We start from the raw sequence: 22,163 nt of genomic DNA on the forward strand, positions 1-22,163 counted from the left end.
ATACAGAATGAAACGTTTGTTCTTGTACTCGTAGTATCGCATAAATTGAAAGGCCTGCCAAATGCATAATGGGGGTAGGGGTTGGTGTATAATTGGGGGAGGATTAATAATCTCTAAAGATCTAAGACTTATGAACGTTTGGTGAAAACTGACTATTTAGGTGGGTATATGATAAAATAACAACAGCTTGGCTTTTCAATATGACAAGAAAACAGGAGTGAAATTACGTATGAAAAAGGGTTTGCTCTTAGTGATGGGTTTATTACTAAGCCTGGTGTTAGTAGCTTGTAACAACGATAGTAGTGCCCCAAATGAAGAGGCGACACAGGATATAAAAGAAAAAGTACATGAATATAGTGTGGGCACTTTTGAAGATGTAACCGCATCTATTACCTCACATGAACTCATTGTGACGGATAATGGGAAAAAGACTTCTTTTGACCTTCCTGAGGACGAGTTTTTTGTTTCGATTGCCCCATTTGTAGGAACTACACATGAATGTGGTATCCACAGTTTAACGGGGTGCCAAGGGGAATTAGTGGAAAAAGACTTTGATGTGCATATTCAGGATGAAGAAGGCAATGTCGTGGTGGATGAAACGATTGCATCTTTAGAAAATGGTTTTATCGATCTATGGTTACCGCGTGATCGAACATATCAAGTGAAAATTGAGTATGACGGTAAAACGGTGGAGTCTGAAATCTCTACTTTTAAAGGCGACAATACTTGTGTCACTACAATGCAACTAACATAATAATTGGAACCGTGAATGTGCTTAAGGTACATATCACGGTTCTTTTTTTTGCTGTCGATTATTCGCGTATTCGTATAGATTTTGCTGATTTAAATCATATGGGATGTGGATTGGATGTCCATCTAGATGGAGTCAGTCTAATTCATTAGCTGTGAATTGTGAGAATAGACTCCTAGCATTCTTCTTATTTTTTTAGAAATTAAACAAAAATAATTCTAAATCAGGCACGGGATGGTTATCCATCTCACATCCTTTTTTTACTAGCACACTTGACTGAATGTGGTTCAGTCAATTATGATTGAATCAGATTCAGTCGCGGTGGATAATACAGTAGGAGATGACTTATGAAAAGAATATCGAAAGAACCTGATATAAGACGCCAAGAGTTAATGGATATTGGTTTTGAACTTTATATGAAAAATGGTATAGGAGGATTTAGCATAAAGGATGTTGTGAATCGTGCAGGTGTAGCAACGGGATTATTTTATTATTACTTTAAATCTAAAGAAGAGTTTGTTGATGAGGTTTTGAATAATTTTATTGTGAAGAATATGAAAGAAATTCAACAAATACTTGCTTCAAATGAACCGTCCATTATGCAAAAGATGAAAGATGCACTAGAGGTGTTTTGGGTATTTGCTGAAAAATTAGCACCCTATAAAAATGTGAGTTCGTTTCAGACAGAACAACATTTCCTGCTTGAGCAGAAAGTATTCGTGCAAATACAACCACAAATCCAACAGGTAATTGACGAAGGGGTAAGAACGGGGATTTTCCAAACGGATAACTCAATTTTAGCCTCCGAATTTATTTTATACGGTCTTAGCGGTATTGCCCATTCAGAGAAGGTAGAGTTGAATCTTGATACGAAGAAAGAGTTGGTTAATTTGGTATTGACCATATTAGGATACAACCAAAGAGAAGAAGATATCTAAAAAAACACTGTGGAAAATAACTGATTAAGAATAAAGGAGGATTAATATGAAAATTTATATTAGCGGAAACGATGTGTCAAAGGAACAACTTATAAAATGGAAAAGAAAACGTATTACAAATGCTTTTCGTATACTAGGGCAGACAGAACCAAAATTAAAAGATACGGACATATTGGTGGAAAAGTTATCTGAACTAAAAATGCGTTACTCCTACGATGAAATGTACGATAAGTTACAATCTAAACTTAGATTGGGGGGAATGGTTATGCGTGTCTGTGCTACTTTTTCTGGAAAGAGACGAAAATTTTCCAAAACAGATTTCCATCTAGATGGTGTTACAGCAGAAGAAATATTAAGTGGATTTGATCATCTTATGCTCAAGCAATCATCAGAAAATGATTTCATAAATTTATCGGCTTGCCCAGATCATTATGTATTAAGACCTTTTGGAGAAAATGGCCAAGAGGTTATTGAATATACCGGTAATTCTCCGTTGCCTGTTCAATTCTTCATTGTTTACGGTGACGAAACAGGATTAAAAACACCTAGAGATAACGCTTATCAGTACCAATCAGTAGGTGTTGCACGTATGAAAGACGGCACTGTTATTGGCGGCGTTCGACATCAATTCAAAAATACGAACAATGGCGTTGAGGTAAGAGCGTCTGTTGAATTTCCAGTACTTTGTCCTACCAGCCTTGTTAAATCGCATCAAATCCATTTAGCATGTGAGTTTTCGTATTGGCTCCAATGGATAAAGGATCAGAAAAATAATAACGACAGAGCTTCCTTGAAATAGACTAAACTTTTATTCAATGAAGGCTGAGGTGAACTCTTATGTTTGCAATACTTTTGGGTATAAGTATTGGAGCCGTTTTTGCTGTGCAAACAGCTATTAATGCCCAATTACGGAGATTCGTGATTTCTCCTTTTTTAGCTTCAATGATCTCATTCGCTGTAGGGGTGATCTTCTTAACGGTTTCACTAGTCATGAGTGGTTCACCATTAGGTATTCCATTAGACTTATTCTTGAGCCAACCGATCTTTATATGGTTGGGGGGGATTGGTGGCGCCATTGCTTTAACCATCAACATACTTTTGTTTCCTAAACTAGGAAGTGTGCAAACGGCAATAATGCCAATCTTGGGAATGACTCTGATGAGTATGTTAATAGATCATTACGGTTGGTTTAACTCCATACAATATTCTTTCGGATTGAACAGAATCCTCGGTATATTTCTAGTCTTACTTGGTGTTTTTTTAGCTATAGCTATGCAAGACGCGAAAAATGAACAGCATCCTTCTAAAACCATGTTAAATCAATGGATTTGGCGTGTAGTAGGTGTACTGGCAGGAATGTTACTGGCTATTCAAATTGCTATCAATGGCCAATTAGGAAAAGTTCTTCATTCTTCTTCACACGCAGCCCTTGTTTCGTTCTTTGTAGGTGCTATTACCTTAATTGTGATTGTAGGGGTAATGGATCGTTCCTACATAAATATTAAAGAGCCTTTTAAGCACTCAGCTCCTTGGTGGGTATGGATTGGCGGTATATTAGGTGGGTCTTATGTTCTGATAAATGTGTTTCTCGTTAATCAAATTGGAAATGGACAAACTGTAATCCTTGTTTTATTTGGTCAAATCACCGGTAGCCTGGTGGTAGAGAAATTCGGATTGTTTAATTCTTAAAAAAACCGTATTAAACCAATACAAGTATTTGGTTTAATTGTTATGATAGCTGGTGTCTTTTTAATCGGAATATATTAAATAACATCATTGTTTCGCCAATGGGAGCTAAGGTTTAATAATTGAAATCCCAGAAATTGTCGTTGTGGATTTTGCTACTGCTTACTTAGCAGATAGCGGGGATGGTTACTATTTTATTAGCGTAAAGATCAATCATCGCAAAATCAGCTAGTGAGATCGAGCATTTATCCAGTTGAACCTTTCCCCTTAACCCGCTTTAATGTCGCTACAATCAAAAAGCTCACAATCACCAATAAAAGCCATGAGCTTACCTTTCCTAGATGAACAAGACTCCATGTATTCGTTTGGTTAGGATATTGCCAAGCGCCAAAGAATGTTGCGATGTTTTCGGCGACCCATATAAAAAATCCAATGAGCACAAAAGAAAGTGCGATTGGCATGCGGTAACGAGTCCCATTCACCTCATATGTGACCCATGATTGCCAAAAGACAATTATGACAAGTGCAGCTAACCACCAACGTACGTCAATCCAATAATGATGGGTGAAAAAATTCAAGTAAATTGCAGTTGCAAGAGGTACGACTAGTAAAAAAGGTGGCCACTTAACGAGCTCCACGTCAAGTCTTCTCCATGCTTGGCAAAGGAAACTTGCTACACTTGCATACATGAATCCGCTGTACAAAGGCACTCCGAAAATCTTGAAATAGCCTTCCTCTGGATAAGACCACGAGCCCATATGTACTTTGAAAATCTCAAGGGCAAGTCCAATGAGATGGAACAATGTAATCACCTTTAGCTCATCCCGCGTTTCAAGCCCAGAGCGCACCATCCACCATTGCATCAAAATACAGATGATAAGTATCCAGTCATACCGCGGAAGGATGGGAAGGGGGATGATTTGCGTCAAAGCCAAAGTGGCGAAAATAACGACAGGGAACAAACACGATAGGGCCTGCTCCCAGCCAAAATGAGCGAGTTGTTTTAGTGCTTTCATGATTGATGCCTCCAAAGGTTTTCTAAAGATAGAAGCCCTATTTATTACGAGCCTTTATCGCCGGGCTGACAGTCTAAAGCCTTACAAATCGCCAATGCACAGAATTTAAAGAGGATATGGCAGGTGGAGATCATCAGGGTTTACTGGATTAGTAGTTAGCCAATATATTCTTAATATAGACAAGGCAAGGACTGGGATTCCCATTAGAATAACAGCCATCCTTAAAAATAGCGTTGACCACCGATTCATAAAAAGTACCCTGTTTAGTTATTATGAAATTGATTTTAACACTCTATTTATCGTTATGCAATAAAATATTATCGTTTAATGGATATACTATTGATTTTAGATAAAGATAAAAGCATGCTCAAATTACAGGGTAATGCTTTATAGCTTTAAACTTTTCAAATGAATCATGACCACTCACTCAATCGTGAAAGTTCAAAGAAACACGTTTATTCACACTCGTGGGAGCCAGACCCTGCCTATTTTATAGCCACTAACCAATCAAAAAACCTTCCAACGATACATCATATTCCATAAAAATATCCTCAAACAACGCTTTATCGATCAATTTACGTAGTACGCCATCAAAATAACCAGCGATATTGCGAATCTCTTTGCGCTTTGTCGCTTGAACAGCGATATGAAGGGCTTGCATCGCCAATTGTTCAAATAAATCGCCTTGTTCCTCATGAAGACGAAATTTCATCATGCGTAATGACTGTGCACGATATATGCCGAACAATTGACGTGCTAAAGAACTGTCTCCAATCGTTGTTGTCAATAGATTTTTCATTCTTCCAAATAACGTCGTTGGTGTAGGAATCGGCTCCGCAGGATACGTATCTGTAAGAGTGTTGGTCTTCATGTTTTTAGATTCAAAAGAAAATGATTCAGGCTCAGGAACAACGTCGCCAGCCTCACTGTCGCAAGGCTTGTCCATTGTTGCCGGCATGGTCAAAGTCGACTGGTCAACGAAGGGTAAAATAGTATAGATGTTGGCACCAAGTCCATTCATAACTGGGCGAATATAATGGATCCGTTCGATGATGCCGAGCTTTTCTAGTTTGCGAATCGAACGGCGAATTGTTACGTTGGACTTGCCGATTTTATCTGCCATCGTGTCATGCTTTAAGTGAGCAGCACCATATTTCACGGAGTATCGGCGAATCATTTCAAGTACAGCACGATCTGTTGGATTCATGTCGTTCCAATGTTCAATTACATGACGGCGCGCCGCCTCGTCCATATCTTGTGTGTTTGTGAAGTGTGAATAGCCTTTTAAGTAAGCTGTCATCGTGTGGTCATTCCCCTTTATCTTTTATATAGAAGGAAATGAGGGAATCGGATACACTTTTATAAATTTTTTTTGAAAAAGAAAAATCCTTCTAGGAAAGCAAGGATTCATACAGGCACTGCTAAAAAAATGAAATCACTTTTTTAACCCAACGGCATAAAAAGGACCGTTTAGTGTGATGGTCGATAATATTCGAGCCATTTCTAGCGGTGATTCTTGACTGTCGCCATCTAGCCACTGCTGAATGACGCCTATGTGTGCGGAAGCAATATAGGAAACTAAATATTCACCAGGAACAAGTAAATTCTCCTTATTGAAAGTGGGGATGTCATTGCCCTCAAATAGTATTTTCCACATTAAACTTTTCAATTTTGTTTGAAAGGTAACATCCCCCTTCGAACCTAACAAAGCCCTCATAAGTTCTCTGTTGTCAAAAAGATACTCAAATATAGAAATGGCTGGAGCGAATGCATTAAAATCAGGTGTCCCGTTCATATTCAGGTCTTCTAGGGCAACGGGTATTTTCTTTTTCACAATGCCCTTTATATCGTTTAGAATATTTTCCTGGCATTTATTCATCAAATCATTTTTGTCTACATAATGTGCATAAAAAGTACCTCTGTTGATCCTTGCTTTCGAAGCAATATCCTTCACAGTAATGGCTTCGAAACCTTTCTCTTCAATCAATTCTACGAGTGCATTGCGTATCGATTCTTTTGTGCGTATCACGCGTAAGTCTGTATATAATTCATCCAAGGTCCTGTCTCCTCCTTCATTTTAACCAACAGAAAGTGCCAGTCTGTTGGATAACCAACACAATTGCCGTTATTGATTCTTGTCTTACCATTTTTTATATCTATTCTGTATATAGAAGATAAACAACACGTTGTTTGTTAGTGTACGGAATAAAGGGGTATAAGTGAATTACTATGGAAAAGGGGGTTTTTGATATGTCTGTATTACAGGTTGAACACCTAACAAAAGACTATGGTCATAATCGGGGCGTATTCGATGTTTCATTTACTGTGAATAAAGGGGAAGTGTATGGCTTTCTGGGGCCTAATGGGGCAGGTAAAACAACGGCAATCCGTCATATCATGGGCTTCTCTAGACCGCAGAAGGGGCATACATTGGTCAATAACCTAGACAGCTGGGAACATGCTGCTGACATTCAAAAAAATCTAGGTTATTTACCAGGGGAAATTGCGCTACCAGAGTCACTAACGGGTACACAATTTATCAAAATGATGGCAGACTTACGGGGCATTAAGGATTTTACGCATACAGATTATTTGATTGAAAAATTTGAACTGGAACCGTCAGGGAAATTAAAACGTATGTCCCTTGGCATGAAACGTAAGCTTGCCATCGTTACGGCCTTTATGCACGATCCAGCTGTACTGGTCTTAGATGAGCCGACGAGTGGACTAGATCCAATCATGCAAAATGTGTTTATAGAATTTATTAAAGAGGAAAAAGAAAGAGGGAAAACAATCCTTATTTCCAGTCATATATTTAGCGAAATCGATGCTACATGTGACAGGATTTCTATTATAAAAGACGGACGATTGATTTCATCATTTGTGGCGGATGATCTGCGTTATAACGAACAAAAAGTATTTGAAATCGAATTTTTAAGTGTGGAAGAATTTAATCGTTTTAACGAGGACGTAGAAGTGAGGAAGGAATTGCATGTGCTAGACACTGATCATTCGAAGAAACAAGCGAAAATTCAAGTAGAGGATAGCGATATCAATCATTTTATCGACCTTATTGCTTCGTATGACTTAAAATTTTTCTCTGAAATTAAATTTACGTTGGAAGATTACTTTATGAAGTTTTATGATCGCAACATAGATACGGAGGAAGGTGCTAGCTAATATGTCGATTATCGAAATGAACAACATGACGAAGGATTATGGTGATGGCAGAGGAATATTTGACGTTAACCTTTCGATAGAAAAGGGAGAAGTATTTGGCTTTGTAGGAACAAATGGAGCAGGTAAAACAACAGTCATCCGTCATATGATGGGATTTTTACAACCACAAGATGGGCATTGTTTCATCAATGGATTGGATAGTTGGAAGGATTCCGCAGAAATAAAAACGCATGTCGGCTATATTCCTGGTGAGTTTAATTTCCCGGATGCTAAAACGGGAACCGAATTCTTAAAATGGCAAGCTGAATTAATGGGCCTAACGGATATGTCTTATGCAAATCAAATTATTGAAAAGCTTCAACTGGATCCAACAGCTAATTTAAAACGGATGTCTAAAGGTATGAAGCAAAAGACTGCGATTGTAGCAGCTTTCATGGCTGATCCAGACATCTTAATTCTTGATGAGCCAACAACAGGACTGGATCCGTTAATGAGAGTTGAATTTGTTAATTTACTAAATGAAGAAAAGAAAAAAGGCAAAACGATTTTTATGTCGAGCCATATGTTTGAAGAGGTTGAACACACTTGTGACAAAGTGGCGCTCATCAAAGAAGGAAAGATTATCGCAGTTAAACCAACAATCGAAGTGAAGCACAACACAGATAAGGTCTATAAAATTGCGTTTTCTACTTCGCAGGACTATCAGCGGTTTTTATCCGAACCCTTTACTTTTATAGAGGCAAGGGAGGATCAGCGTCAAATCACAGTTACGGTGAATGACCAAGACATTAATCCATTTTTACGCGTGTTAAAAGGATATCCTATTCAATTTATTACGGAGATCCAGTATACACTTGAAAAATATTTCAAAAGCCTATATTAAAAGAAAGGGTGCAAGTCATATGAATGTCACGATACTTAAACAAACAGTACGAGCAAATTATAAGCTGTGGATTATATTTACAGTGGTATTAAGTGTGTTAAACGCAGTGCTGATTGCCGTCTTCGAACCTTCTACGCTGACAAATATGGCTGATATGGTCAAAGATACTCCATTAGCAAGTCTGTTAGGTGACACAAGCTTTTTAGGGATGCTGGCACAAACTTTTTATTCGATTCATGGTGTTATACTGCCTTTAATATTCATTATTATGACTGCCAATAGTTTAGTTGCTTCCCAAGTAGACAAAGGATCGATGGCCTATTTGTTATCGACGCCAATTAAGAGAACGACAGTGGTACGAACGCAAGCATTGTATTTAATTACAGCCATTAGTACGATGTTTGTAATCGTGACGCTTGCGGGAATAGTAGCCATACACGTTTCTCAAGGGGAGCTAGGTACTTATATAGCAGATTATATAGCGCTTAATGTGGGCTTATTTCTTCTGATGTTTGCGACAAGCGGTATTTCGTTCATGTTCTCTTGTATCTTCAATTTATCGAAACATTCATTGGCATTAGGTGCAGGTATTCCAGTTGTATTCTTCTTATTTCACCTGATGGCCCAAGTGAGTGATAGCCTGGAAGGATTAAAATATCTATCGGTGAATACATTGTTTGATACAGCTGCTATTTTAAGTGGAGAAAGCTTCTGGTTGCAATTTACTATACTCGGGATTGTGGGGATTGTTATCTATATCATTGGCATACGTTTCTTTGGGAAGAAGGATTTGCCTCTTTAATAAATAGTGCCAGTCATTCAAACATGGTTGTTTGTGTGACTGGCATCTTTTTTTAGTTACTATTCTCATTCATCATTTCCAGGAATTTAAGCGGGATGTTGATTTGATTTTTTTCGTTAAAAAGGGTTGTAGTTGAGGTGAACTCTTCGTCCATTCGTTTAATTTCATTGATTTCTCTATGAAGATTCTCCATTTTTTGATCCAATGCGTTGGCAGATTCCGCAGCCTCTTTCAACTCTGTTATCATTTTTTCAGGAACAGATTTGTTGAATTTATAAAATATTTTATGTTCCAGGCTTGCCCAAAAGTCCATAGCAATTGTCCTGATTTGCATTTCAACAAAGACATGTTCTACTCGATCTGACATAAACACAGGAATCCTTAATATCATATGAAGACTCCGGTAGCCATTGGGTTTCGGATTTTTTATATAATCTTTATACTCAATGACTTCAATATCCCTTTGCTTTTGAATCATCTCACTTAGTTTATAAATGTCAGTGTTAAAGGAGCAGTTAATACGAATTCCTGCTATATCCCGTATATGTTCCTTTATGGAAGGCAGGGATAGTTCAACATTTTTACGATATGCCTTTCCTATAATGCTTTCTGGCGTTTTCAAGCGAGTATTAATATGTTCAATGGGGTTATATTCATGTATCAATTGAAATTCTTCTTCTAAGATATTGATTTTAGTGCTTATTTCGTCTAGCGCAAATTTATAGGCCAACATGAATCTCGTCATTTCTTTTTTTAGATGATTCAATTGGTTATAGTCTAGTTCTTTTACCAGCTTCAAAATAAATTCCTCTTTTCTTCGCCTTATTAAATAATAGTACGAATACCCTAAAAAACTGAACTTGGGTTAAAGCTATTTTAGCATTTTCATTGGATATTAGCTGTTTTGGTCACTCTCTATCGAAATATATCTTGATTTCAAGGTTGTTTAGTTGAAACGTCTTCACTTGCGTGGTAAAGTGACATTGTGGTTAGCGATAGAAAGGAAAGTAGGATCCTTTCTTCGCCAAAATAAGGTTAGATTACAATTTGGAGAATGTTTTATCTTTCTTCACCAGAGGTTCAAAAGCCTGCTGAAGAAAGATAAAGCCTCCGGCGGATGTCATAGATTTTGAAAGGAGTCAAGGAAGGCAACCTAAGTTCACCGCGTCCTGCGCCAACGGTTGCATGACCTGCGTCGTGCAGGCCTCAAGCTCGATTCAAAATCTGGACGCAATTACGCCGAGGCGCAATTGATAATAGAGAGGATGGAAATAACAATGACAAACGAAAAATTAGCAATCGGAATTATCTTAGGGAGTACGCGACAAGGACGTGTCAGTCCACAAGTAGGCGAATGGGTAAAAGGAATTGCGGACAAACGTGGAGATGCAGCATATGAAATCGTCGATATCGCAGATTTTAATTTACCGTTTGTAGGAGCAGGTACTGGGGAAGAAGCAGGGTTGAAAGCTTGGGTTGAAAAGATTTCTAATTTGGATGGATACGTATTTATCGCTCAAGAATACAATCACAGTATTACAGGGGCATTAAAAAATGCGATTGATTCGGCTTATGCAGAATGGAATAACAAGGCAGCGGGCATCGTAAGTTACGGATCGACAGGTGGAGCACGTGCAGCCGAACATTTACGTGGAATTTTAGGCGAATTACAAGTTGCGGATGTTCGTAACCACCCAACATTATCTTTATTTACGGATTTCGAGAACTTTAGTGAATTTAAGCCTGCTGAATTACATGATGCAAATGTAAATGGAATGTTAGACCAAGTCATTTCATGGTCGACTGCATTAAAGTCAGTTCGTTGATTGAAACAGTTGAAGTGATTGGGGGTTGTAGGTTTCCTACACCCCTTTCTTCTTTAGAAAGTACAGGAATTGAATTACCATATACGATGTGTTAAGGTAGCTAGGATTTGCGATTAATTAGCTATACGATACTACAAGATATTTTTTTGATACCAATGTTAGTTACCACTAACTAACACCTGGAAACTAAAATAGTATGGAGGGATTCGAGATGCAAAATACTTCAGATAAAATACTTCAAGCGGCATTAGCATTAATGCAAGACAAAGGGTATCAAGTGGTTTCTGTAAAGGAAATAGCGCAGCATGCCGAAGTAAGTGAAATGACGGTTTTTCGCCATTTTAAAACGAAAATGGGTGTTTTTGAAGCAGCTGTAGAAAGGTTTTCTTACATTCCAAGTTTTGAAGAAATTTTTGCAAAGCAAATTGTTTGGGATTTGGAAACGGATTTGACTTTAATAGCAAAGTCCTATCTTGATTCGATGAATAGAAATAAATCCATTTTTTTAATTGCGATTCAGGAGAGAAGCGATTTTCCAGAGTTAAATCAAGTCATTGCCAAAAATACGATGAAACTTAAAGATTTAATCATCTCTTATTTCACTTCCATGCAAGAGAGAAGTCGAATGAAGGAGACAAATGTAGAAGCACAGGCAATGATTTTTTTAACAACGTTATATGGCTATTTTTCATCCACTGCTTTATGGAAAGACCATTTTCTACATGAATGGGAGGAACCTTTTTTCATCAATACGATTGATTTGTTTTGTGAAGCACTAAAAAAATAAATGTAATGGATAGGAGCTGAAAATAAATGATAGCTGAAAAACAGTCATTTAACCGAAATCTAATTGTTGGAATTTTGTTAGCGGCATCTTTTGTTACCCTTTTGAATCAAACATTAATCATTATAGCCATTCCGCCTATCATGAGTGATTTTCAAATTAATGCGAGTCAAGCTCAATGGCTGACAACAGCGTTTATGTTAACGAATGGAATATTAATACCTGTCACAGCATTTCTCATTGAAAAATTTTCAAGTAAACATCTTTTAATTGCGGCGTTAAGTGTTTTTTCTCTTGGAACGCTTATAGGAGCAATCGCACCTAGTTTTTCGTTCTTGCTAGTAGCAAGAGTTGTTCAAGGAATGGGAGCGGGAATTATGATGCCGTTAATGCAGACGGTTATGCTCACTCTTTTCCCACCTGAAAAAAGAGGATCTGCCATGGGAATGGTGGGGCTCGTCACAGGTTTTGCCCCTGCAATAGGTCCGACATTAGCAGGATTTCTTATTGTTCACTACTCATGGCGTTCACTATTTTATACTGTACTTCCAGTCGCTCTGATTGTTCTCGTTTTAGCACTCTTCCTCATGAAAAACGTAACGGAACAAAAGCAAGTAAAAATAGATCTTGTATCTGTTATTTTCTCGACTTTTGGATGGGGAGGTCTACTGTACGGATTTAGTATTGCGGGCACAGCTGGCTGGATGAGCGGACAAGCTCTCGGGTCAATTGGTGTCGGGGTGGTAGCATTAGTTATATTTATCACAAGACAGTTGAAACTTAAACAACCAATGTTGGAGTTCCGTGTATTTAACTCACCTATGTTTATGATTACAACGATATTGTCTGTCTTTGTCTTTGCGATTATGGTAGGAACTCAAACACTATTACCCATCTACGCACAGGATGTCGCAAGCTTTACTGCACTTGAATCAGGATTAATGCTACTTCCTGGGGCGCTGATCATGGGCTTTATGTCTCCAGTAACAGGTAAAATCTTTGATAAGTTTGGTGGTAAATGGCTTTCTGTCAGTGGCTTTTCCTTCATTACGATAGCGTTGGTTTTGTATGCAAACCTATCACTGGATGCGTCACTTGTATGGATTGCAGGGATATTTGCTATTATGATGAATGGTGTATCTATGATCATGATGCCGTTAATGACAGCGGGCATTAATGCGTTACCTCCGCATCTGATTCCCCATGGTACGGCAATGAATAATACCATTCGGATGGTGGGTGGATCGATTGGAACTGCAACGCTCATTTCTGTGATGAGTCATGCATCTTTAAACACATTCCTTCAAGAACCTAAACAAGCGGCGATGGAGGGTATTCAAAACGCGTTTATGCTTGCATCTGTATTAGGGGTTTTAGGTCTACTATTGGCATTCCGTATAAAAAGTAAGAGTGGAAAAGCGGTGAAAAAATGAATTTTGAGGTAAGTAAGGAAGCAGCTGAGTGGTATAAAAGTGAAATGGATTTAGAACAAGGTGATTATGTTCAATATTACATTCAACTTTACGGTGGGATTCCTACTGCACATCCCAATTATTCTTTAGGTATGTCCGTTGGAAAAGAAGGAAGTATAGGTGAAAAAGCTGAGGTTGAAGGAATTACTTTTTACTTTAATGAGGAGAATTCCTGGTTTTTGAAGGAGTTTGACATGAAGGTTATTGTGGAAAATGAAGAGTTTGGGTTTGTTTTTTTAGAAAAATAAGTGCTACTTTATTGGTGATAGTCATTCATTCAATCGTGAAGGAGCTGTACAATAAGAAGAGAGCAGGCAGGGAAACGTTTCGTTTTCTCTGCCTGCTTCTTTTATGGGAATGATTCGACTTATGTGGTAGTAATCGCCCCCAACCGAACAGTTCAGTTACACCAAAATTCTGGACAGTCTAACGTGTTTGTTTGAGTGAATGTGGCCGTGGCCCCATGATGATCAGACATTCACATTATCATAAATAGACAACGTACGTTGCAATGAATGGAGCTCTCCATCGTTCAATGGAATCATCGGCAAACGGACGCCGCCGACGGGAATTCCTTTTAGATTCAATGCCGCTTTTACTGGCGATGGATTTGGGGCGGCAAAAAGAGCTTTCATAATCGGCAACAATTTACGGTGGTCTACAGCCGCCTCTTTGATATGGCCCATTTTGAAGTTTTTAATCATCGCTTGCATTTCATTTCCTACAATATGAGAGGAAACAGAAACAACGCCAGCTCCCCCAATTGCTAATACCGGAATCGTTAAGCCGTCATCGCCGCTATATAAGGAAAACCCTGTGGGCGTCTGTTCGATGATTTCAGCCATTGCATCCAAATTGCCGCTTGCTTCTTTAATCGCAACGATATTCGGGATTGCTGCCAGGCGGATGACTGTATCGACGTCGATATTGACAACTGTTCGCCCTGGCACATTGTATAACATAATCGGTAAAGAAGTTGCTGCTGCAATCGTTTGGAAGTGTTGAAACAAACCTTCCTGGCATGGCTTGTTATAGTACGGGGCGACGAGCATAACCGCATTGATACCAACATCTTCTGCTAACATTGTTAGTTCAATCGATTCCCTTGTGCTGTTCGAGCCTGTTCCGGCAATTACTGGCACTCTGCCACCCACAACTTCCACTGCAAACTTAAATAATTGGACCTTTTCCTCAGTCGTTAATGTCGGTGATTCTCCAGTTGTGCCTGACACAACTAAACTATCCGTTCCGTTAGCGATTAAATAATCAATCAAATTCCTCGTTGCTTCAAAATCAATGTCCCCATGTTCATCAAAAGGAGTTACCATAGCTGTTACAACTTGTCCGAAATTCATCATTCTCCACATCCTATTCATTTTTTTAGTAAAAAATAAAATAGAGGGTGGAGGGCAATTATCAATTATGCCTTGGCGTACCTGCTTGATATCCGCCAGAGGCTTTATCTGAATCCAGATAAATTGACGCAAAAAAGCAACAACGAGGGTTCGTTGTTGCAGTGAAATAATAGATTATTTCTTTGCATAAGATAGCCCTCCATATAGTCTCCTATATGACAATCCTGTACTTGTTCAACACAGAACCAGCTTTGAGATAATGAGTGTCTCTCCACTTCGGCAAATCCCCCTTTCTACAATCTTCACAGGATCTCATTATCCTCGGATTGTCTACTAATGGTTTTTGCGCCTCTATCCTTACTTCAAAGTTCGAAATAAGTAATATTAAATTATTACCACCTTACACGTAATTTGGTATAAATGCAAGTTGAAAGTGAAATTGTTTGTTGGGGAGGCACTATAAATCCTCGTTCAACGCCTCACAGATGCTGCCATTCTTACATAAGTATGTCGTCTTCCTCTAATGACGATTGAATACGTCATGATGTTTTCGGGCACCGCAATCCCATAAAAACCTGTATCACCGATATGGTAAATATCAGCGCCTGCCATTTTACTGTTGAGTGCGATTTGGCGTATCGTTGCCTCATCCGCCCCTTCTTGGCTTGTTCCGATGGTGAGCATGGCCAATGCACCTTTTGAATGGACAAAGCGAACGTATTTTTCAGCCGTATCCACCGTGATTCCTGGTACGGTTCCTGGAGCTGGCATTAAAATAACATCAGCACCCGCTTCGATAAAGCTTGAAAGAGTCGCTTCTGAAATAATACCGCTACCCGTTTCGTTAGCGACACCAGCACCATGCATTTTTCCAGCGATAATTAATCCTTCTTCGCCAAAAATCTCTCGCGCTTTCTTAATGGCAACGACTGTTTCATCGTTTGTAACTCCAGTTTTTGGATTCCCTGTTAAACAAATAAAATCAAAACCTAGTTTTTTTGCTTCTGTTAATGCTTCTTCGGTAGCCATTCTACCTTTTGAGACTGTGTCCAGCTTTTCAATTTGTTCAGCGTTAAGATCAACGGGTTCCAAATTTAGACCGACAGGACGTCCCGTTAATTCCTTCACCTTTTGGATGATTGACTCATTCCTATCACATTCGTATCCTTCAACAGCCGGGTTAAAAACATCAAATAAATTCAATAATAATAAATCCGCACCAAAGGAAGCTGCAAGTTCAGCATTTGTGATACCTGGATATAAGGGTGCTACAGAAGTCATTGTCTCCGATAACATCACTCTTCCCTCACATGCTCGGATCGATTTCTTTAAGTCTTGCCCATTCATTTTTTGAAAATCAGAAGCGGTACAATCTAATAATCTTTTCACAGAAATTCCTCCTCTTTCAGTAATCTTATCCAAACGAGTCTAAATCGGCAATGTATTTTTGAAATAATCTACCTTTTCTATAAACCCTTGGTTGAGCGATTTATGCATCTCCTTAGTGATGGGGAAGAAGTGAAATTAGCGCTCCGCCCCGTTGATTTGCGTGATGACATGATGACAAGAAACGTGAGGCATTTATCGCAGTTCCGACTTCGCGTGCGGACTATGATTTGTGAATTCGCTCTATGATATCAGTAAAGACCAATAAATATTGGAATGTAACAAACATTAAATCATTAAAATATTTATACACTAATAGGAGAAAAGGGGGCTTAATTGAAGTGTGAGAAGGTCTATACTTTTTTTCGTTTGCGTTGCTTTGTTGACGGCTTGTAGTGATAATGACAAAACTAAAACAACCGCGTCATCTGAAACAGAACGTGCAGAAACAGTAGAGGGGAATACAGAAGCTACTAAGGATACTGTGAGACATGCAGATTTTCAGGCTGTTCTACCAACAGAGTGGCAAGTGACGTTACCGATTATGTATCCGGTTGAAGAAGGGAAATATGTTACAGCTAAAACGATGGTAACGGCGGATGAAGTGACATACGATTTTTATGAATTTGATGGCGAGGTAGCGCTGGATGATGCGAAAGTAGAAGAAGGTACGTATATAGGACAGTTAATGGTGACGAAATTTGAGGATGAGTTTGCTGCTGACGAAGCATTGAAGACCTCGCTCACAATAAATGATAACTATGTAGATATAGGATCATTCTTGGTCTATCCGTTTACAGAAGGTGAAGCAAGTGTCGTAAACTGGAACGACAATCAGGGCTGGACTATCTTTGTGCGTTCCATGGAAAAATCACCAACCGAGTTAGTGGAATGGATAGAAGGAGGAAACGTAGTTCCAGACTTATCAGAAGGTGTGTTAAACGGGCAGTATCCGAGGCCACAAATTTTAGGGCAAATGCATTTCAATGAAGATGATCAAGCTAAAACATATGTAACATGGGCTGCTAATGAAATCGTTTATACATTAAAGGACTTTGAGGATCATACGTTAGAGTGGCTTGGTGCTTTTGGGGAATCAAAATAGATTTCCTCCTTATGTGTGACGATTAAAAATCAGGTACATGGCGCCAGACACTTATCTAATAAGCATAACCCCGTTCTAGTTACAGAACGGGGTTAAAAGGTTGTTATTTAGTACAAGATCTTCAGAAATTCACTCAATCTATTTCTCTTGCTCTCTGTGTATCTCGAACATTTTTCTGAACAGTTATTGCTGCAAATATACTAAGAACAAAAGCCATGCCATAAAACCCTTTTTCACTTAAGACAATGCTTCCTGCGTTGTATAAACCGATGGCCATTAATAAAATAGAAATAATAAGTGCTAACCAGCTAATCCCATAATAAATGTTTGTAACGGGTATTCCTTCTTCCTTATCTCTTACTGCTTTTTGTAAAGATATAGATGAATAGAGACCAAAAATTAAAATGGCAAAATAATATCCTTTTTCATTCAGTTCCATGCCTGCATTAAATAAACCTAAGAGATAAGCCAATACACCTATTAACAGCGCTGCCAAGGAAGCTCCTTTGAAAGCTAGACTGGGCTCGCCATCTTTTTTTTCTACTTTCATTTTCAGGTCATTTTGTCTTTCCTTATTAAATAAATCTTCATTTTCATGATTATTCATCGAATGTATCCCTCCCCTTTCGACAATCATATCCATGTGAGTATAAATCAGCAATGTTTTTTTGTAACAATCTATCCTTTCTATAAATTATGCGGTTAATGTCACAAGTGTCCCCTGATTCCAATTTATACACATGGGTCTTTGTTTAGACTTTGGAAAAGCGTCCTTTGAAAACATAAGATAACGTAATTAGGACATAGATGGATAGGGTAATGCTCGTTATGACTATAGAAGTCGTAAAGACAATTCCAACTAGAATAGCACATAAAGCAATAATGGCGATCCATGTTGTATAAGGATAGAATTTTACTTTGTAGCCACTTGTTTGTTCAGGCATTGTTTTACGTGATTTAAGATGGGCAATCGCAATGATTAACCAGATAAATAACACCGTATATCCTAGAGACCCCATTAAATATTCAAACGTTTTACTTCCCGCAAACAAAGAAATGATTACACCAAGATATAAAAAAGAAGTACATAATAAAATGGAATAAGTAGGAACACTTTTTTTAGATAGGCGAGCAAAGATCTTTGGCATAAGTCCATCCATCGCTTGTGTGTATAGAACGCGGGATGACCCATATAAACCAGAATTCATCGATGAAATAATTGCAAGTAGGATAACGGCGTTCATAATGTGATCAGCACCTGGAACCCCAATCATTTTAAATACCATCACAAACGGACTTTCAGGTACACCATTCACTTCTGTCCATGGAATTAGGCTGACAATGATGAAGAACGGAATGATATAGAAGGAAATAATCCGTACTAATGTATTGCGAACGGCTTTCGGAACAACTTTTTCTGGGTTTTTCGTTTCAGCCAATGTAACACCAATAATTTCTGTCCCACCATAAGAGTAGATCACAACAAGCATCGCTGCAATAAATCCTGTTGAACCGTTGGGGAAGAAGCCACCGTGTTTTGTTAAGTTAGAAAAACCAACAGCTGTATGATCGCCAAAAGTGACAAGTAATAGCAATAACCCGGCGATAATAAACACAACAATCACCGTAATTTTAATTAAAGCAAGCCAGTACTCTGTTTCAGCAAATACTTTTACTGACAGTAAGTTAATGACTGTCACAGCTACAGATACGCATAGGGCGAGTATCCAAATTGGATATTGCGGTAACCAATATTGAATGAAAATGGCTGCAACGACGGCTTCAGCCGCAATGTTTAACACCCACATTTTCCAATAGATCCAATCTAGAAAATAAGCGGGGTATTTTCCTAGAATTGATTCTACTAAATCCCTAAATGTTCTTGCGTTACGATTACGAACAGCCATTTCAGCTAGACCTTGCATAACGAATAATAGAATAATTCCACCAATCAAATATGCAAAAATAACGGATGGACCGGCCATATCAATGGCCGCACTGCTTCCTTTAAATAACCCGGCTCCAATAGCCCCCCCTAAAGCCATCATCATAATATGGCGAGAAGTCATTGTCCGTTGCAATTGCTGGTTGTTTTTCTCCATAACAATACCTCCCGTAAAAATTTTAATATACCTAACTTACAATAAAGACCACGTTGGAATACCACGCTTCCTCCGTCCTTTTTTCATAGAAAAAAAGCTTATCGTCTCTTCCTTCATAATCAAATGAAAGAAGAGACGATAAGCCTTAGGCAAACCGCGGTACCACTCTTGTTGGTTCATAATGAACCCAGCTTTAAAACCTTGTAACGAAGGTTACTCGTTAAAACGTTAGAATAGTTTAACTATTCTTTTCGTCTTACCACTCCTGGGCGAGTTCAAAGCATTATTGGACTACGTCACACCAACCCGCAGCTCTCTTTACCTAATAATGGACTCTTACTATTCCCAATCGTTGTGTTGTGATATGTAATATATCGAAAATGTAATGAATGTTTAGTACTATACGGATATTTATTTATATTGTCAATCCTTATTTGAAATACCGTTTTATTGGGATTGTTTTCATAATTAAATCAATTTAACTGACCTATTATTAGGTTTTATAGATTATAATAATAGTTATTGAATTCATTGAACTTATACATTGAATTAGTTCAAGTGATAAGGGAGGGTTATACTATGTTAATAAAACCTGAAATGCTAAAAGCGGGAGATAAAGTGGCGACGATTAGTTTATCTTGGGGTGGAGCTGGGGAACCCGACTTAAAATGGCGCTATGACCAAGGGGTAGAGAGGCTCAGAACGGTTTTTCAATTGGAAGTAGTTCCAATGCCAAATAGTTTAAAAGGATCCGATTTTTTATATGACAATCCCAAAGCGCGTGCGGAAGATTTAATGAATGCATTCAAAGACCCTTCGATTAAAGGCATCATTTCAAATATTGGAGGAAGCGATAGCATTCGTCTTTTACCATATATCGATTTTGATGTCATGCGCGATAATCCCAAAATATTTATCGGGTACTCGGACTCAACTATCACACATTTGTTTTGCCATAAAGCAGGCATTACGTCTTTTTATGGACCATCTATTCTTGTAGATTTTGCTGAAAACATGGAGATGCATGCGTATACAGTAGAGGCGTTGAAAAAAACTCTGTTTGCAAATGATGCAATAGGTGAAGTGAAGCCAGCCACAGAGTGGACGAGTGAACGTGTAGAATGGATTATTGAAAACAAAAATAGACAAAGAAAAATGAATCCGAATAATGGATACGAACTACTGCAAGGAACGGGAGTTGTTCAAGGGAGATTAATCGGAGGATGTATTGAAGTACTAGAGTTCGCGAAAGGAACATCACTTTGGCCAAACGATTCGTATTGGGAGGATAGTATTTTATTTTTTGAAACATCAGAAGATACACCTGAGCCAAGCCTAGTCGAATATTGGTTGAGAAACTATGGATCGCAGGGGATTTTACAAAAGGCAAAAGGTATTGTATTCGGAAAACCTCTCAAGGAAAAATATTATGAGGAATACAAAGAGTCTATCGTAAAGATTATGAAGGAAATGGATCTGACTTCGCTACCTATCCTTTATAACTTGAACTTTGGTCATACAGAGCCGAAATTTGTGCTGCCATATGGGACAATGGCTGAGATAAATTGCGAAAATGCTACATTTTCTATTTTAGAAAGTGGAGTGAAGTAATAGGGTCAGGTGACAGTGACCAAAACTTGGGGTAGGGGGAATATTTATGGAAGCTCAAAAGTGGATTGATCAGCTAGAACTTACGCCGCATCCAGAAGGTGGGCATTATGCATCATCCTATCGATCAGATATCTCGGTGGAATGCGACCAAGGAAAACGTCCTCTTTATACGAGTATTTATTTTTTACTTCGCTCTGGAGAGGTGTCGCATTTCCATCGTCTTCAATCGGATGAACTTTGGTACTTCCATGCAGGTAGTTCTTTGACGATTCATATGATTACACCAGAAGGAGAGTATCAAGAGGTGTCTTTAGGGATAGACGTTGCAAATGGCGAGGTTCCGCAGTTTGTCGTACCAAAGCATACCATCTTTGGATCCTCCGTAAAGGATGGCAATACATTTTCTGTAGTTGGTTGTATGGTGTCGCCTGGGTTTGACTTTTTAGATTTTGAACTGTTTTCACAGGAGGCACTTTTGTCAGAGTATCCTAGGTTTGGCGAGATTATTAAGAAGTTGACTTAATATAGGTTGAATGATTGAAGTACGGTTAAATGTGTATGTACACACGTACTTCAGATGGATATTTTATTAACCATTTACAAATAAATATGGGGGTTCCTGTGCAACAAATGAATAAGTTGCACGGAACCCCCACACCAAAAATTAGATTAAGTTTTTCACAACTTTGGACATTGTTCCGCCGTCTGTTTTCCCCGCAAGTAATGGTTTTGCGATTTTCATGGCATCGCCCATGTTCATACCTTTGGTGATTCCTGCTTCTGTCAACATTGCTACAATTTCATCTTCGCTAAGTTGTGCAGGCAAGAACTTTTTGAGCAGGGCCAATTTAGCTTCTTCTTGTTCAATTAAGTCTTCGCGCTGTGCTTTTTGTGCGCCTTCCAGCGATTGATTGGTCTGCTTGATTTCACGGTTGACGATGGCAACTTCCTCTTCAGTTGAAAGAGCAGTCCCTTTTTCCTTTTCCGCGCTATCCAGTCCTGCTTTCAATAACGTCAGTACACCTTTTGCAAGCACGTCTTTTTCTCTCATAGCATTCTTTAAATGTTCGAACACAGTTGTCTTTAACATGTTTGGATTCCCTCCCATTAGTGGTTAAAAGTATAAAATAAGTGCTTGTGAAAAGCAACCAATGATGATTGGGCATCTACGCGGATGTCTAATCTTTTTCGCGTGTTTAATCAGATATGTGAATTCATAATTGGATGGAGCCTCACATAAATAATACTGTATCTTAGGGAATTAAC

At 38.5% G+C, this 22,163-nt stretch carries 22 protein-coding genes, 1 pseudogene, 1 riboswitch and 1 other annotated feature; of the genes and pseudogenes, 14 read left to right on the forward strand and 9 right to left on the reverse strand.

Annotation, left to right across the window (positions count from 1 at the left end; genetic code table 11):
* The first annotated feature begins 229 nt into the window (after positions 1-229).
* From ACIQ0H_RS06095 to ACIQ0H_RS06110, 4 genes and pseudogenes are all read left to right on the forward strand, one after another.
* Complete coding sequence (locus tag ACIQ0H_RS06095; RefSeq protein WP_403412473.1) at positions 230-754, forward strand: CueP family metal-binding protein; 525 nt, start codon at positions 230-232, stop codon at positions 752-754.
* A 344-nt stretch (positions 755-1,098) separates the two neighbouring features.
* Complete coding sequence (locus ACIQ0H_RS06100; RefSeq protein WP_403412475.1) at positions 1,099-1,689, forward strand: TetR/AcrR family transcriptional regulator; 591 nt, start codon at positions 1,099-1,101, stop codon at positions 1,687-1,689.
* A gap of 46 nt (positions 1,690-1,735) precedes the next feature.
* Positions 1,736-2,488, forward strand: coding sequence for a hypothetical protein (locus ACIQ0H_RS06105; RefSeq protein WP_403412476.1), 753 nt, complete (start codon positions 1,736-1,738; stop codon positions 2,486-2,488).
* A 38-nt stretch (positions 2,489-2,526) separates the two neighbouring features.
* A pseudogene (locus ACIQ0H_RS06110) lies at positions 2,527-3,456 on the forward strand (DMT family transporter).
* 164 nt (positions 3,457-3,620) lie between these two features.
* Here the strand turns inward: ACIQ0H_RS06110 and ACIQ0H_RS06115 are convergent.
* The 3 genes from ACIQ0H_RS06115 to ACIQ0H_RS06125 form a co-directional block, all read right to left on the reverse strand.
* Positions 3,621-4,391: a DUF817 domain-containing protein gene (locus ACIQ0H_RS06115; RefSeq protein ID WP_403412478.1), complete on the reverse strand. Its 771-nt coding sequence runs from the start codon at positions 4,389-4,391 to the stop codon at positions 3,621-3,623.
* 499 nt (positions 4,392-4,890) lie between these two features.
* Positions 4,891-5,691, reverse strand: coding sequence for a helix-turn-helix domain-containing protein (locus tag ACIQ0H_RS06120; protein WP_403412480.1), 801 nt, complete (start codon positions 5,689-5,691; stop codon positions 4,891-4,893).
* 135 nt (positions 5,692-5,826) lie between these two features.
* A complete protein-coding gene (locus ACIQ0H_RS06125; RefSeq protein WP_403412482.1) occupies positions 5,827-6,447 on the reverse strand; it encodes a TetR/AcrR family transcriptional regulator in 621 nt (206 codons plus the stop codon).
* A gap of 194 nt (positions 6,448-6,641) precedes the next feature.
* Between ACIQ0H_RS06125 and ACIQ0H_RS06130 the strand changes: the two genes are divergently transcribed.
* Genes ACIQ0H_RS06130 through ACIQ0H_RS06140 form a run of 3 tightly spaced genes read left to right on the forward strand, consistent with a single transcriptional unit; the run spans position 6,642 to position 9,256 of the window.
* Positions 6,642-7,571, forward strand: a complete 930-nt coding sequence (locus tag ACIQ0H_RS06130) for an ABC transporter ATP-binding protein (protein WP_403412483.1) — start codon at positions 6,642-6,644, stop codon at positions 7,569-7,571.
* Between the two features lies 1 nt (position 7,572).
* Entirely contained in the window at positions 7,573-8,454 is an 882-nt protein-coding gene (locus ACIQ0H_RS06135) for an ABC transporter ATP-binding protein (RefSeq protein ID WP_403412485.1), read from the forward strand.
* 19 nt (positions 8,455-8,473) lie between these two features.
* Positions 8,474-9,256, forward strand: coding sequence for an ABC transporter permease (locus ACIQ0H_RS06140; protein WP_403412487.1), 783 nt, complete (start codon positions 8,474-8,476; stop codon positions 9,254-9,256).
* Positions 9,257-9,308: 52 nt separating this feature from the next.
* On the opposite strand, the gene ACIQ0H_RS06145 is transcribed toward ACIQ0H_RS06140, so the two are convergent.
* On the reverse strand, positions 9,309-10,055 hold the full coding sequence (locus ACIQ0H_RS06145; protein WP_403412489.1) for a GTP pyrophosphokinase: 747 nt from the start codon (positions 10,053-10,055) through the stop codon (positions 9,309-9,311).
* Positions 10,056-10,533: 478 nt separating this feature from the next.
* Here ACIQ0H_RS06145 and ACIQ0H_RS06150 point away from each other — a divergent pair, with 478 nt between their 5' ends.
* The 4 genes from ACIQ0H_RS06150 to ACIQ0H_RS06165 all read left to right on the forward strand — a co-directional run bounded on the left by ACIQ0H_RS06150 (position 10,534) and on the right by ACIQ0H_RS06165 (position 13,586).
* Positions 10,534-11,082: an NADPH-dependent FMN reductase gene (locus ACIQ0H_RS06150; protein WP_403412490.1), complete on the forward strand. Its 549-nt coding sequence runs from the start codon at positions 10,534-10,536 to the stop codon at positions 11,080-11,082.
* A 211-nt stretch (positions 11,083-11,293) separates the two neighbouring features.
* Complete coding sequence (locus tag ACIQ0H_RS06155) at positions 11,294-11,869, forward strand: TetR/AcrR family transcriptional regulator (RefSeq protein ID WP_403412492.1); 576 nt, start codon at positions 11,294-11,296, stop codon at positions 11,867-11,869.
* Between the two features lie 26 nt (positions 11,870-11,895).
* The gene (locus ACIQ0H_RS06160) at positions 11,896-13,299 is read left to right on the forward strand and encodes an MDR family MFS transporter (RefSeq protein ID WP_403412494.1); all 1,404 of its coding nucleotides are present in this window, start codon (positions 11,896-11,898) and stop codon (positions 13,297-13,299) included.
* Positions 13,296-13,586 (forward strand): HesB/YadR/YfhF family protein, encoded by a 291-nt coding sequence (locus tag ACIQ0H_RS06165; protein WP_403412495.1) that lies wholly within the window; start codon positions 13,296-13,298, stop codon positions 13,584-13,586. Before ACIQ0H_RS06160 ends, ACIQ0H_RS06165 begins: the two co-directional genes overlap by 4 nt.
* A gap of 222 nt (positions 13,587-13,808) precedes the next feature.
* On the opposite strand, the gene dapA is transcribed toward ACIQ0H_RS06165, so the two are convergent.
* Together dapA and ACIQ0H_RS06175 are read right to left on the reverse strand one after the other, a co-directional pair.
* On the reverse strand, positions 13,809-14,693 hold the full coding sequence (gene dapA / locus ACIQ0H_RS06170) for a 4-hydroxy-tetrahydrodipicolinate synthase (protein WP_403412497.1): 885 nt from the start codon (positions 14,691-14,693) through the stop codon (positions 13,809-13,811).
* A gap of 184 nt (positions 14,694-14,877) precedes the next feature.
* Positions 14,878-15,055: riboswitch (Lysine riboswitch) on the reverse strand.
* 109 nt (positions 15,056-15,164) lie between these two features.
* Positions 15,165-16,082 (reverse strand): DUF7916 family protein, encoded by a 918-nt coding sequence (locus ACIQ0H_RS06175; protein ID WP_403412499.1) that lies wholly within the window; start codon positions 16,080-16,082, stop codon positions 15,165-15,167.
* Positions 16,083-16,422: 340 nt separating this feature from the next.
* Here ACIQ0H_RS06175 and ACIQ0H_RS06180 point away from each other — a divergent pair, with 340 nt between their 5' ends.
* Positions 16,423-17,184: a hypothetical protein gene (locus ACIQ0H_RS06180; protein ID WP_403412501.1), complete on the forward strand. Its 762-nt coding sequence runs from the start codon at positions 16,423-16,425 to the stop codon at positions 17,182-17,184.
* A gap of 133 nt (positions 17,185-17,317) precedes the next feature.
* On the opposite strand, the gene yiaA is transcribed toward ACIQ0H_RS06180, so the two are convergent.
* Both yiaA and ACIQ0H_RS06190 read right to left on the reverse strand, forming a co-directional pair.
* Entirely contained in the window at positions 17,318-17,791 is a 474-nt protein-coding gene (gene yiaA / locus ACIQ0H_RS06185) for an inner membrane protein YiaA (RefSeq protein ID WP_403412502.1), read from the reverse strand.
* 145 nt (positions 17,792-17,936) lie between these two features.
* Complete coding sequence (locus ACIQ0H_RS06190; protein ID WP_403412504.1) at positions 17,937-19,286, reverse strand: amino acid permease; 1,350 nt, start codon at positions 19,284-19,286, stop codon at positions 17,937-17,939.
* 128 nt (positions 19,287-19,414) lie between these two features.
* Positions 19,415-19,648: a binding site (T-box leader), on the reverse strand.
* Between the two features lie 217 nt (positions 19,649-19,865).
* Between ACIQ0H_RS06190 and ACIQ0H_RS06195 the strand changes: the two genes are divergently transcribed.
* Both ACIQ0H_RS06195 and ACIQ0H_RS06200 read left to right on the forward strand, forming a co-directional pair.
* Complete coding sequence (locus ACIQ0H_RS06195) at positions 19,866-20,897, forward strand: S66 family peptidase (RefSeq protein WP_403412506.1); 1,032 nt, start codon at positions 19,866-19,868, stop codon at positions 20,895-20,897.
* Between the two features lie 46 nt (positions 20,898-20,943).
* On the forward strand, positions 20,944-21,420 hold the full coding sequence (locus tag ACIQ0H_RS06200) for a cupin domain-containing protein (RefSeq protein ID WP_403412508.1): 477 nt from the start codon (positions 20,944-20,946) through the stop codon (positions 21,418-21,420).
* A gap of 141 nt (positions 21,421-21,561) precedes the next feature.
* On the opposite strand, the gene ACIQ0H_RS06205 is transcribed toward ACIQ0H_RS06200, so the two are convergent.
* A complete protein-coding gene (locus tag ACIQ0H_RS06205; RefSeq protein WP_403412509.1) occupies positions 21,562-21,987 on the reverse strand; it encodes a GatB/YqeY domain-containing protein in 426 nt (141 codons plus the stop codon).
* Positions 21,988-22,163: the final 176 nt, after the last annotated feature.

Origin of the sequence: Sporosarcina sp. NPDC096371 (assembly GCF_044762865.1) — a bacterium.
Lineage (GTDB): Bacteria > Bacillota > Bacilli > Bacillales_A > Planococcaceae > Sporosarcina.

Bases quoted from the DNA above. Each gene is read 5' to 3' on its own strand.
- ACIQ0H_RS06205 (WP_403412509.1), bottom strand. From the start codon at position 21,987: ATGTTAAAGACAACTGTGTTCGAACATTTAAAGAATGCTATGAGAGAA.
- ACIQ0H_RS06140 (WP_403412487.1), top strand. From the start codon at position 8,474: ATGAATGTCACGATACTTAAACAAACAGTACGAGCAAATTATAAGCTG.
- ACIQ0H_RS06190 (WP_403412504.1), bottom strand. From the start codon at position 19,286: ATGGAGAAAAACAACCAGCAATTGCAACGGACAATGACTTCTCGCCAT.
- ACIQ0H_RS06155 (WP_403412492.1), top strand. From the start codon at position 11,294: ATGCAAAATACTTCAGATAAAATACTTCAAGCGGCATTAGCATTAATG.
- ACIQ0H_RS06150 (WP_403412490.1), top strand. From the start codon at position 10,534: ATGACAAACGAAAAATTAGCAATCGGAATTATCTTAGGGAGTACGCGA.
- ACIQ0H_RS06105 (WP_403412476.1), top strand. From the start codon at position 1,736: ATGAAAATTTATATTAGCGGAAACGATGTGTCAAAGGAACAACTTATA.
- ACIQ0H_RS06130 (WP_403412483.1), top strand. From the start codon at position 6,642: ATGTCTGTATTACAGGTTGAACACCTAACAAAAGACTATGGTCATAAT.
- ACIQ0H_RS06135 (WP_403412485.1), top strand. From the start codon at position 7,573: ATGTCGATTATCGAAATGAACAACATGACGAAGGATTATGGTGATGGC.
- ACIQ0H_RS06120 (WP_403412480.1), bottom strand. From the start codon at position 5,691: ATGACAGCTTACTTAAAAGGCTATTCACACTTCACAAACACACAAGAT.
- ACIQ0H_RS06165 (WP_403412495.1), top strand. From the start codon at position 13,296: ATGAATTTTGAGGTAAGTAAGGAAGCAGCTGAGTGGTATAAAAGTGAA.
- ACIQ0H_RS06115 (WP_403412478.1), bottom strand. From the start codon at position 4,391: ATGAAAGCACTAAAACAACTCGCTCATTTTGGCTGGGAGCAGGCCCTA.
- ACIQ0H_RS06095 (WP_403412473.1), top strand. From the start codon at position 230: ATGAAAAAGGGTTTGCTCTTAGTGATGGGTTTATTACTAAGCCTGGTG.
- ACIQ0H_RS06160 (WP_403412494.1), top strand. From the start codon at position 11,896: ATGATAGCTGAAAAACAGTCATTTAACCGAAATCTAATTGTTGGAATT.
- ACIQ0H_RS06200 (WP_403412508.1), top strand. From the start codon at position 20,944: ATGGAAGCTCAAAAGTGGATTGATCAGCTAGAACTTACGCCGCATCCA.
- dapA (WP_403412497.1), bottom strand. From the start codon at position 14,693: ATGAATTTCGGACAAGTTGTAACAGCTATGGTAACTCCTTTTGATGAA.
- yiaA (WP_403412502.1), bottom strand. From the start codon at position 17,791: ATGAATAATCATGAAAATGAAGATTTATTTAATAAGGAAAGACAAAAT.
- ACIQ0H_RS06195 (WP_403412506.1), top strand. From the start codon at position 19,866: ATGTTAATAAAACCTGAAATGCTAAAAGCGGGAGATAAAGTGGCGACG.
- ACIQ0H_RS06100 (WP_403412475.1), top strand. From the start codon at position 1,099: ATGAAAAGAATATCGAAAGAACCTGATATAAGACGCCAAGAGTTAATG.